Genomic DNA, 642 nt, shown 5'->3' with positions numbered 1-642 from the left:
TTTCCAGTGGCTCGTTCCGCTGGCTTTGGCAAACTTCACCGGAACGTTCGTCTCCCGGCAGCCCCTGCTCCGGGAAGGACAGGCGTACGCTGAAATACGCCGGTACGGCATCTATGACGCGACGACAGTCGACGAATGGTCTGAAAACAACAACGATAACTCTTAAACACTATGCGACGAAAATTCAAACTGAAGGTCAGCTATACCTTCAACGGCTGTTTTACCCTGCGTGCGGCTTCCGGCAAGGAGGCCGCACGTCTTGTTTCCGAACAATGCGGAACGGTTCTGAGTGCGATTCAAACGACTCTCGGCGAAGAATCCGAGGTAGACTGGCATTTCGACAAACATCCCCGGCTTGCAATCCGGGAAGTAATCGCTCTTCCGGAGACCCTTGACGGGGAGAAGCTGCCGCGCGTGCAGGTCTTTCACCCCGGGCAGCGTGTCTTCCGGAGCGATCCCGACTATGAAATGTCCGGTTGTTGTGTCGTCTGTTCGGGTAATGACGATAAGGAGACACCCTCCGACAAGGATCTTATCCTGATCTGCTGCTCAGACTCGGAAACTGAAGTCTATCCATGCGAACTACGTTCCATATCCGATAATCATTAAAGACACCTGTCCCGTCCTGAAAAAGGTTTACAG

The 642-nt window shown here is 53.3% G+C and carries 1 protein-coding gene; it reads left to right on the top strand.

Annotated elements, in window-relative coordinates; all coding sequences use genetic code 11:
- The first annotated feature begins 171 nt into the window (after nt 1-171).
- Nucleotides 172-609, top strand: coding sequence for a hypothetical protein (locus DWW03_RS16360; protein ID WP_009597163.1), 438 nt, complete (start codon nt 172-174; stop codon nt 607-609).
- The last annotated feature ends 33 nt before the right edge of the window (nt 610-642 follow it).

The sequence above is a fragment of the Alistipes sp. AF14-19 genome (assembly GCF_003461645.1).
In the GTDB taxonomy this organism is placed as follows: Bacteria; Bacteroidota; Bacteroidia; order Bacteroidales; family Rikenellaceae; genus Alistipes; species Alistipes shahii.
Note: the sequence above shows the minus strand (reverse complement) of the source record. Positions and strands in the feature narration are given on the sequence as shown.